This is a genomic window from Pseudonocardia sp. SID8383 (genome assembly GCF_009864975.1).
GTDB classification, from domain to species: Bacteria; Actinomycetota; Actinomycetes; order Mycobacteriales; family Pseudonocardiaceae; genus Pseudonocardia; species Pseudonocardia alni.
On the sequence record NZ_WWFY01000739.1, the window covers coordinates 1 to 566 of the forward strand.

Annotated in this window: 1 pseudogene; it reads right to left on the bottom strand. The window is 79.3% G+C overall.

Annotation, left to right across the window (positions count from 1 at the left end):
- Nucleotides 1–566: pseudogene (locus GTW08_RS17725) on the bottom strand (hypothetical protein); the annotation flags it as partial.

A 566-nucleotide genomic window follows, 5' to 3' on the forward strand; every position in this document is an offset into this window, starting at 1 on the left:
GTACGGCCCTCCTGCGTCGCGGCCTCGGCGGTGTCCGGGGCGGCGAGCAGCGCGAACGTGGGGTGGGCGGCCTCGTGGCCGGGCTCGCCGAGCGGCATCAGGTGGTGCAGGGCGTCGCGGGGCCTGCCCTCGAACAGCGCGGCCCGGCCCCGCACCCAGTACGCCGACGCGGTGAGCGCGCGCACCCCCTGCAGGACCGAGACGGCCAGCGCCCGGGTGGTGTGGCCGTCCAGTCCGGGGGCGTCGCCGCGGGCCGCGGCCAGGTTGGCCAGACAGAGCCGGCACTGGCTCGCCACGTGGTCCGCCCCGACCTCCTCGGCCAGCCGCAGGCCCTCGGTGGCCCCGGCCTCGGCCGTCTCCCACCGGCCCGCCGCGACGTCGAGGACCGCGCTCTGCGCGAGGACCATCGCGAGCGCGGCGAGCTCGTGCCGCCGCCGCAGCTGCGCGGCCTGCATCCGCAGCACGTCGTGCAGGGGCCCCTCGACCCCGCAGGCCTGGGCCAGCGGCACGGGCGGCAGCAGCTCCCACGGCACGGTCCCGAGCAGGCCGACGGTGGCGGCGTCCGT